Source organism: Amycolatopsis sp. NPDC004079, from assembly GCF_040610415.1.
Lineage (GTDB): Bacteria > Actinomycetota > Actinomycetes > Mycobacteriales > Pseudonocardiaceae > Amycolatopsis > Amycolatopsis halotolerans.
Genome location: NZ_JBEXMH010000137.1, coordinates 1 through 8,766 on the forward strand (window position 1 = coordinate 1; position 8,766 = coordinate 8,766).

At 71.7% G+C, this 8,766-nt stretch carries 8 protein-coding genes; 1 reads left to right on the forward strand and 7 read right to left on the reverse strand.

Annotated elements, in window-relative coordinates; translation table 11 throughout:
- The first annotated feature begins 192 nt into the window (after positions 1 to 192).
- Positions 193 to 1,218 carry a quinone-dependent dihydroorotate dehydrogenase gene (locus ABZX37_RS48770; protein ID WP_354751169.1) on the forward strand — a complete coding sequence of 342 codons (1,026 nt, stop codon included), beginning with the start codon at positions 193 to 195 and terminating at the stop codon, positions 1,216 to 1,218.
- Between the two features lie 178 nt (positions 1,219 to 1,396).
- Here the strand turns inward: ABZX37_RS48770 and ABZX37_RS48775 are convergent, their stop codons facing one another.
- From ABZX37_RS48775 to rimO, 7 genes are all read right to left on the reverse strand, one after another.
- Positions 1,397 to 2,695, reverse strand: coding sequence for a hypothetical protein (locus ABZX37_RS48775; RefSeq protein WP_354751170.1), 1,299 nt, complete (start codon positions 2,693 to 2,695; stop codon positions 1,397 to 1,399).
- Between the two features lie 601 nt (positions 2,696 to 3,296).
- Positions 3,297 to 4,289 carry a hypothetical protein gene (locus tag ABZX37_RS48780; RefSeq protein ID WP_354751171.1) on the reverse strand — a complete coding sequence of 331 codons (993 nt, stop codon included), beginning with the start codon at positions 4,287 to 4,289 and terminating at the stop codon, positions 3,297 to 3,299.
- Positions 4,290 to 4,324: 35 nt separating this feature from the next.
- Positions 4,325 to 5,173 carry a PspA/IM30 family protein gene (locus ABZX37_RS48785; protein WP_182893389.1) on the reverse strand — a complete coding sequence of 283 codons (849 nt, stop codon included), beginning with the start codon at positions 5,171 to 5,173 and terminating at the stop codon, positions 4,325 to 4,327.
- 254 nt (positions 5,174 to 5,427) lie between these two features.
- Complete coding sequence (locus ABZX37_RS48790) at positions 5,428 to 5,877, reverse strand: helix-turn-helix transcriptional regulator (RefSeq protein WP_354751172.1); 450 nt, start codon at positions 5,875 to 5,877, stop codon at positions 5,428 to 5,430.
- A gap of 100 nt (positions 5,878 to 5,977) precedes the next feature.
- Positions 5,978 to 6,442, reverse strand: a complete 465-nt coding sequence (locus ABZX37_RS48795) for a CinA family protein (RefSeq protein WP_354751173.1) — start codon at positions 6,440 to 6,442, stop codon at positions 5,978 to 5,980.
- Entirely contained in the window at positions 6,442 to 7,089 is a 648-nt protein-coding gene (pgsA, locus tag ABZX37_RS48800) for a CDP-diacylglycerol--glycerol-3-phosphate 3-phosphatidyltransferase (RefSeq protein ID WP_354751174.1), read from the reverse strand. The genes ABZX37_RS48795 and pgsA overlap by 1 nt, the downstream gene beginning before the upstream one ends.
- Positions 7,086 to 8,534 carry a 30S ribosomal protein S12 methylthiotransferase RimO gene (gene rimO / locus ABZX37_RS48805; protein WP_354751175.1) on the reverse strand — a complete coding sequence of 483 codons (1,449 nt, stop codon included), beginning with the start codon at positions 8,532 to 8,534 and terminating at the stop codon, positions 7,086 to 7,088. The genes pgsA and rimO overlap by 4 nt, the downstream gene beginning before the upstream one ends.
- Positions 8,535 to 8,766 lie beyond the last annotated feature (232 nt).

Below are 8,766 nucleotides of genomic sequence, written 5' to 3' on the forward strand. Positions count from 1 at the left end.
GGTGCTTGTCAAGGCATCTTTCCCGCCTTGACAAGCACCCCCAGACCGTCAGCACAATCAACCTTCGGGGTGCCCCACGCAACCAACGCAGCAATGTCGCCGCCAGGCGACGAGCCACCCAAGACGCGACCCCCGCCACAAGAACCCAAGCCACCCCAGCCAACCCACCCCCGATACGGCAGCATGGACAACGTGCTCTTCGACAGGATCGTCCGCCCAGCGATGTACCGGCTCGCCTACCACGACCCCGAGGTAGTCCACGAGCGCACAGTCACGCTCCTGAGCCGAGCCGGAACCGCCCTCCGCCCCGTCGCCAAGGCGTACCGGACGAACGATCCCGCCAAAGTCCTGGGCCTGAGCTTCCCCAACCGCGTCGGCCTGGCCGCGGGCATGGACAAGAACGGCCGAGCCCTCCACGCCTGGCCGGCCCTGGGCTTCGGCTTCGTCGAAGTAGGCACGGTCACCCGCCACCCCCAGCCGGGCAACCCCAAACCCCGCCTCTTCAGCCTCCCGGCCACCGACGCGGTCATCAACCGCATGGGCTTCAACAACGAGGGGGCCCAAGCCCTCGCCGACCGGCTGGCCGCGCACGGAAAACCCGCGGTGCCGTTGGGAATCAGCATCGGCAAGTCGAAGGTGACGCCGCTGGACGAGGCCGTCGAGGACTACCGCTACTCGCTCCGCACCCTGCACCCCTTCGCCGACTACTTCGCGATCAACGTCAGCTCCCCGAACACCCCCGGCCTCCGTGCGCTGCAAGACAAATCCGCGCTCGCCGAACTGCTCGCGGAACTCCGCAAGACCGGCGCCGAGCTGGGCGGCGACACTCCTCTGCTGGTGAAGGTCGCCCCCGACCTCACCGACGACGCGCTCGCCGAACTCCTCGAAGTCTGCCTGGACCACGGCGTCGCCGGGATCATCGCGACCAACACGACCCTCTCCCGCGCGGGCATCGCCCCCGCCGAAGCCGCGCTGGCGTCGGAAACCGGAGGACTGTCCGGCCGCCCGCTGACCGAACGCTCGGCCGAAGTCGTGCGCTTCGTCCACGAGAAGACCGAGGGCAGGCTGCCGATCATCGGCGTCGGCGGCATCCTCGGCCCGGACGACGCCCGCCGCATGCTCGACGCCGGTGCCAGCCTCGTCCAGATCTACACCGGCTTCGCACTGCACGGGCCCGGTCTGGTCCGCCGCGTCGGCCGGGGGCTCGCCGCCCGGTAGCGGGGCCGGGCGCACCTGCCCGACGGCGAAGTCCGGGCACCGACACACAAGCCGGGGCCCCGTATCGGCGAACGACTGCTCGGCGGAACCAGAGGTACAGCTTCGGCCCGTGGTCGTCGTCCCCGGCCCAGGAACCCCGGTCCGCCGGGGCCCGAGTCCGCACTCGGGCCCCTCCGCCTCAGCCGGGGAACCGCGGTCCGCCAGTGCTCACGAACCGCAGGTACCCCCGCCAAGACGCGTACCGGTCCAGACCTTCCCCGCCGACCGCGGCCGACGGTTCGCACAGCACCGCGAGCGGCGAGCTTCCATCCTCCAGCTCGACCCGGCCCACCACGAACGGCGCCGCCAAGCCCTCCGCGAAACGGCCGAACGCCGCCGGAGACAGCCGCCAGCGTTCGCCGTCCACGCCAGCCGAGCCGGAGACCACTCCGGGCTGGGGCGGGGCGACCCCGTCGAGCAGCACCAGGCGATAGCGCTCGGCAGTCCGGACCAGACCACCGAACCGCGCCCCGTGCAGCTCGTCATGCAGCGGCTGGCCGCACAGATGCGCGCCGAACACCACCACATCGACGCTCTCGCTCGGATACGGGTCCGGCGACTGCTCGCCAGTCAGCACCGAAGCCAGGTCGATGCCGATCTGGTCCTCGAACGCCCGCGTCACCACAGTGATCCCGTACGGCCGCCGGTCCCCCGGCACGGTCACCGCGGCGACGTCCAGTGCGTTCAGAGTCGCCTCCAGGACGCCGACGGTCGGCAGCAGCAACGCATCCAGATCCGCCAGCAGCGAGCGGGCTCCAGGGGCGTCTCCGGCCCCGTAGAACGCGCTGACGTCTACTGGGACCAAGACAGCGCCGGAAGCCTCCAGAGAGGCAGCGGCGACGTCAAACGCCCTCCTCGCGGGCAGCGGGAGGCTGGCTTCGGCGGGGATGCCGAGGCGCGGATGCCGTCCGGCGGCGAGACGGACGTCGGCCGGCCATTCGCGCATTGCCGAGTCCGTGCCGAACATCGCCGCGACGGCCCGCTGGGCGGTCGTGAGGCGGTGGGCGGACACCGAGACGGTCGTCGCCGGGATCAGCCCGGGCGTCGGTTTGAGGGTCAGCACCCCGGCCGGGGCGGCGATCTCCCGCGCGGACGAATTCAGTGCCAGGTCGACGATCTCGAGACCGATCGCCGCGCTTTCCGGGTCCGCGACGGTGGTTCCGAGGACCACCGCGCCGGCGTCGGTCAGGCGGGCGAGCGCGGGCGGGCCGTCGGAGTCGACCGCGCAGACCGTTCCGGCCAGCGGGAGGTCTTCGCCCGCGTGGACGCGCTCGTCGACGGTTTTCGCTTCGACGAGCACTTCCTCCATGGTGCGCACCGAGACCCAGAGTCCGGGACGGTCGGCTTTCGCCAGCCGCTCGAACGCGGTGCGGACCCGCTCGTGCGAGCTGGGCGGGGGGACGGGAACAGGATCAGGTTCCGGCGGGAGCGTAGTCACGAGGGCGTCCTTTCCTCGGCGGGATCGGAGGAGTCCACTGTGTACGTCCGGCGCCGCGAACCTCAGCCCTCGACGCCGGGCCTGGCGGGTGCCAACACCGACCTCATGAGAAAAACGTTAAACCGCAGACGTTTCCGTCACCAGCAGGATCGGATTACGCGATTGTTGCGGTATGCGGGGGAAACTCACGCACCGTCGCGGCCGGACTGTCCGGTTGCGCCGACCGGAATCCCAAACTCGGCCATCAGGACGGCGTTTCCGCCCGGCCGCTGCGATTCCCGGAGTCGCCGCGAACCAGGGCGCCCGGACCACATTCACCCCTGGATCGGGCGTTTCGCGGCGGACTACCGCGCCACACGGCCCCACGACAGGGCCGGACCAGGCTGGTCAGCCAAGGTCTTTCAGCGCCAGCGCCAACCCCGCGAGCCGGTCTGTCGCGTCCGTCAGGGCTTCCCGCGAGGTGGCCATTCCGTCACCGCTCGCCCGGCTGCGGCGATTTCCCTGAGTCGGCACGAAGCCACGCGCCCGGACCACATTCGCCCCGAGATCCGCCGCGGACTACCGCGCCACACGGCCCCACGACCGGGCCGGACCAGGCTGGTCAGCCAAGGTCTTTCAGCGCCAGCGCCAACCCCGCGAGCCGATCCGTCGCGTCCGTCAGCGCCTCCCGCGACGTGACCATTCCGTCACTGCTCGCTGCCACCGCACGACCGGCCGCGGCGACCAATCCGCCGTAGCCTTCGATCCCGTCGTCGAGCTGTTCGCGCAACTTCGCCACGGCGGCCTGCAACGCCGAACGTTCGCGTTCCGGCGCGGAGTTGCGGCCCCGTTCGATCGCCTGGATCCGGTCCGCCAAGCCGCGCAGTGCGCGGGCCGCCTCGTCTGCCGTCGCACGGGCGTCGGCGACCGAGACCTCGGGGACCGCGGTGGTGCCCAGCGAAGTCGGCACCGAAAGCTGGCGCAGGAGTTCGCGCAGCGAAGCCTCCGACTCGGCCAAGCGCTCCATCGGCTCGCGCGCGGCCGAACCGGCTGCGGGCAACGGCGGCGGGCCGCTGGGCGCGGCGGGAAGTTCGACCTTCTTCAGCTCTCGCAACCGCATCCCGGTGCGGACGCTGAACGTCCCGAACACCAGCGTCGCGAAACCGGAGAACACCGCCTGCCCGATCTCCGGACCGGCCACCGCTCCGCCGAGCAAACCGGTGGCGGTGAGCACGGTGAGGATCCCGAGCAGGATCGTGACCAGCACCCACAACGTGAGCACGCGCGAGGTGCGGCGGATCCGGCGCTGGTGCTTCGCGCTCGGCTCGTTCCAACGCTGCCACTTCGCGCGGACCTCGGCGACCGCGGGCACCTGCCCGGCGACCGAAGAGAACGCCGCGGACGCCGCCGCACTCGACGGGCGGCGCGGCACCGGCGGCGGCGAGACCGGACCGCGCTCGGTCCGGCCGTTCTGCTGCGGCTTCCCGCCGGCCTCCTCGGCCGGCGGGAAGTACCGCTGCAGCTTTTCCTGAGCGCGCTGGGCGTAGTCGGGCAACCGCTCGATGTGCTTCTCGAGCTTGGCGTTGAACTCGCTGAAGTCCCGCCGCTTGGCCATCCGCGCTACCCCCTGCGCCGCTCGTGCCCGGCCGGTCAGGCCGGGTTCTTGCCCTGTTCCGCCTGCACGCGGGCCTGGATCTCCCGCTGGATGTCGCCCGAGGCGGCGGCCGGCTTGGCCGCGGCCGCGCCCGCACCGCCGTCGGTGACCTGCGCGACCGAGTCGCCGCGCATCGACGCGCGGATCTGCTCGAGCCGCGAGTGGCCCGCCATCTGGGTGGCCGACTCCTGGACCTCCATCATGCGGCCCTGCACCGAGTTCTGCGCCAGCTCCGCCGAGCCCAGCGCGGTGGTGTAGCGCTTCTCGATCTTGTCCCGGACCTCTTCCAGCGACGGCGTGTTGCCCGGCGCGGCCAGCTGGCTCATCTGGTTCAGCGACGCGGAGACCTGCTCCTGCATCTTCGCCTGCTCCAGCTGCGAGAGCAGCTTGGTGCGCTCGGCCAGCTTCTGCTGCAGCATCGTCGCGTTGCGCTCGACGGCCTGCTTGGCCTGCGTGGCGGCCTGCAGCGACTGGTCGTGCAGCGTCTTGAGGTCTTCGATGCTCTGCTCGGCCGTGACCAGCTGCGCGGCGAAGCTCTCCGCCGCGGTCTCGAACTGGGTGGCCTTGGCCTCGTCGCCCTTGCCGCGGGCCTCGTCGGCCAGCACGAGCGCCTGGCGCGTCGAGGCCTGCAGCTTCTCGACCTCGCCGAGCTGGCGGTTGAGCTTCATCTCCAGCTGCCGCTGGTTGCCGATCACGGAGGCGGCCTGCTGCGTCAGCGCCTGGTGGTTGCGCTGCGCCTCCTCGATGGCCTGCTGGATCTGTACCTTCGGGTCGGCGTGCTCGTCGATCTTCGACGAGAACGCCGCCATCATGTACTTCCAGAACTTCACGAACGGGTTGGCCATCTCCTCCGCCTGCCTTCTTGCGTCCCACGGGCCCTGATTGCTTCGGGGCGGGGCGTCGCTCCCCTAGTCGCACAACGTACCGACCCCGGCGTTGGGTTCCATCGTGTCAGGTCGGCCTCCGCCGTTCCAGGCGACCCCGGGGGAATTCAGGGTCAGCCCTGACCGGCGGTCGGGACCGGCCCGGAAGGGGAACTCCGCGCACGCCGACGGCCCCGGGGAGATCCCCGGGGCCGTGCAGCGAAACAGGGCGGGCGTTACGCCGCGATCGTGGACGCCAGCTTCGGCGCGCCGATCGTGGTCCGCAACGTCGTGTTCATCCGCGGAGCGGGCTGAAGCCGCAGGTCGGAGAGGTCGTCGCCGATCAGCTCCGACACCAGGCGGCCGCCTTCGAACCCGGCCTCGCCGCGGTCGGGCACGGTCTGGTTCGGCGCGGTCTCCACCTCTTCGACCGGCGCGACCTCGACCTTGTCGAGAGCCGACACGTCGGCGGCGACCTTGTGCAGCAGCTCGCCCAGCGGCAGCTCCAGCGCCTCGCAGATCGAAGCGAGCAGCTCGCTGGAAGCCTCCTTCTGGCCGCGCTCGACCTCGGACAGGTAGCCGAGGCTCACCCGGGCGGCGCGGGAGATGTCACGCAGCGTCCGACGCTGGTTGGTGCGGGCATGACGGAGCCGATCACCGATCGCCTCGCGCAACAGCACGGTCATCACGCGCCTCCCTTCCCGAACTGGTGCCTCCTACGTTACCCAGAGCGGTGCCCCGAGTGCAGGACTTGACACGTACGTACGCCAAGGGCGAACGCCGTTTTCAGTCTAGTTGTTCCCCGAGCAGCACGAACGCGGCGCGCACCGACGCCGTCCGGATCGTGTCCCGGTCACCGGGCTCGGCCAGCTCACGCACCGTGGTCACGCCTGGTCCGCTGAGCCCGACGTACACCGTTCCCGGCGCCACGCCGTCCTGCGGATCCGGCCCGGCGACGCCGGTCAGGCCGAGCCCCCAGGTCGCCCCGCAGCGCTCGCGCGCGCCCCTGGCCAGCTGCGCGGCGACCTCGGGGTGCACCGCTCCGTGCTCGGCCAGCAACTGCTCGTCGACCCCGGCGAGCGCGGCCTTCAGCTCTGTGGCGTAGACCACCAGGCCGCCGCGCAGCACCGCGCTCGCACCCGGTACCTGGGCGAGCGTGGCGCAGACGAGACCGGCGGTGAGCGACTCCGCCGCCGCCACGGTTTCCCCCCGGCGGGTGAGGGTCGCGACGAGTTCGCGCGCCCCGGTCATCACGAGCCCATCGCGCGCCGGCCGGCGGCGCGCAGCCGGATCGCGCGGACCAGGTAGTCGACGCCGGTGACCACCGTCAGCGCCACCGCGATCCCCATCAGCACCCAGCGCACCGGGTCCGCTCCGGCCGGGAGCGGCAGCAGATAGGTCACGATCGCGATGATCTGCGCCATCGTCTTCGCCTTGCCGCCGCGGCTGGCCGGGATCACGCCGTGCCGGATCACCCAGAACCGCAGCAGCGTCACGCCGATCTCGCGCACCGCGATCACGATGGTGACCCACCAGCCCAGCTCCCCCAGCGCGCTGAGCCCGATCAGCGCGGCGCCGATGAGCGCCTTGTCCGCGATCGGGTCGGCGATCTTGCCGAAGTCGGTGATGAGCCCGTAGCGGCGGGCGACCCAGCCGTCGACCTGGTCGGTGGCCGACGCGATGGCGAACAGGCCGGTGGCGATCGCGCGCCACGTGGTGTCCTCGCCGTGGCCGGTGAACAGCGCCACCACGAACAGCGGGACCAGGACGAGCCGCGAGATGGTGAGCAGGTTCGCCAGGTTCAGCGTCGGGACCGGAGTGGCTTCGGGCAGCTGGGCCCCGCCCTCGGAAGCGGCGCGGGGCACGCCCTCGCCCGCCCCGCTGGGCGCGGCACTCACCGGCCGGCGTCCGGCGCCGGGCGGACGACCAGGTCGACGCCGGCGGAGTCGACGACCTCGCAGCGGACGATGTCGCCCACCGCGAGCGGCTTGGTGTCTTCGTCCTCGAGGATGACGCATTCGCCGTCGACCTCGGGGGCCTGGTGCGCGGCGCGGCCGACCGCGTCGTCGCCGTCGGTGCCGTCGTGCTCGACCAGGACGTCCACGAAGGTGCCGATCCGGTCTTCGGCGCGCTGCGCGGTCAGCTCCTCGACCAGCGCCGAAATGCGCGCGACGCGCTCGGCGACCACGGCCGGGTCCAGCTTGCCGTCGAAGGTCTCGGCCTCGGTGCCGTCCTCGTCGGAGTAGCCGAACACGCCGACCGCGTCGAGCCGGGCCCCGGTGAGGAACCGCTCCAGCTCGGCCAGGTCGTCCTCGGTCTCGCCGGGGAAGCCGACGATCACGTTGGTGCGGATGCCCGCCTCGGGCGAGTACTCGCGGATCTGCTCGGTGAGCGCGAGGAAGGAATCGGTGGAGCCGAACCGGCGCATCCGGCGCAGCACCTGCTCGCTGGAGTGCTGGAAGGACAGGTCGAAGTAGTCCGCGACGCCCGGCGTGGTGGCGATGGCCCGCACCAGCTGCGGCCGCGTCTCGGCGGGCTGCAGGTAGGACACGCGGACGCGCTCGATGCCGTCGATCTCGGCCAGGCGCGGCAGCAGCAGCTCGAGCGCGCGGGTGCCGTCGCGGCCGAAGTCCTTGCCGTACGACGTGGAGTTCTCGCTGACCAGGAACAGTTCCTTCGCGCCGTTCTCGGCGAGCCAGGCCGCCTCGGCGACGATCTCGTCGGGCTGGCGGGACACGAACGACCCGCGGAACGACGGGATCGCGCAGAACGAGCAGCGCCGGTCGCAGCCGGAGGCGATCTTCAGCGCGGCGACCGGGGAATCGTCCAGCCGCGTGCGCAGGACGCGCGGGCCCCAGCCGTGCTGCGCGTGCCCGGGCACCTCGACCTCGGCCGTCGCGGCGGGCCGCTGCACCGGGCTGATCGGCAGCAGCTTGCGGCGGTCGGACGGGGTGTGCGCGGCGATCGCGCGGCCGGCGACCACGTCGTCGAGGCGGGAGGACAGGTCGGCGTAGTGGTCGAAGCCGAGCACCGCGTCGGCCTCGGGCAGGCTGTCGGCCAGTTCGTTGCCGTAGCGCTCGGCCATGCAGCCGACCGCGACGACCTTGCGGCCGGTGTCGGCCGCGGCGAGCAGCGTGTCGACCGAGTCCTTCTTGGCCGACTCGACGAAGCCGCACGTGTTGACCACGACGACGTCGGAGTCCTCCGGTTCGGCGGCCAGTTCCCAGCCGCCCGCGGCCAGCCGGCCCGCCAGCTCCTCGGAATCGACCTCGTTGCGGGCGCAGCCCAAGGTCACGAGGGAGACACGGCGGGCGCGAGCGGAGTCAGCGGCTGGAGAAGGCACGACGTTCAGGGTAGCCGTCGCATTCGGACCGCCCCGCGACGGCGTCGCCCAGTGCGGTGACCCGGTCTCCTCCGGCCCGGTCTCGCCGGGGCCGCCGCCGGGGTTCGCCGTCCGTGAAGGGCTCCTTGAGGGAATCAGACCTGGATCCACCGGGTGGTTTTTTGTTGATGTTGTTGGTGGGTGTGGGTTGTGTTGTGGGGGTGTGGGCGTGTTGGTGTGGCTGGCGTCGCAC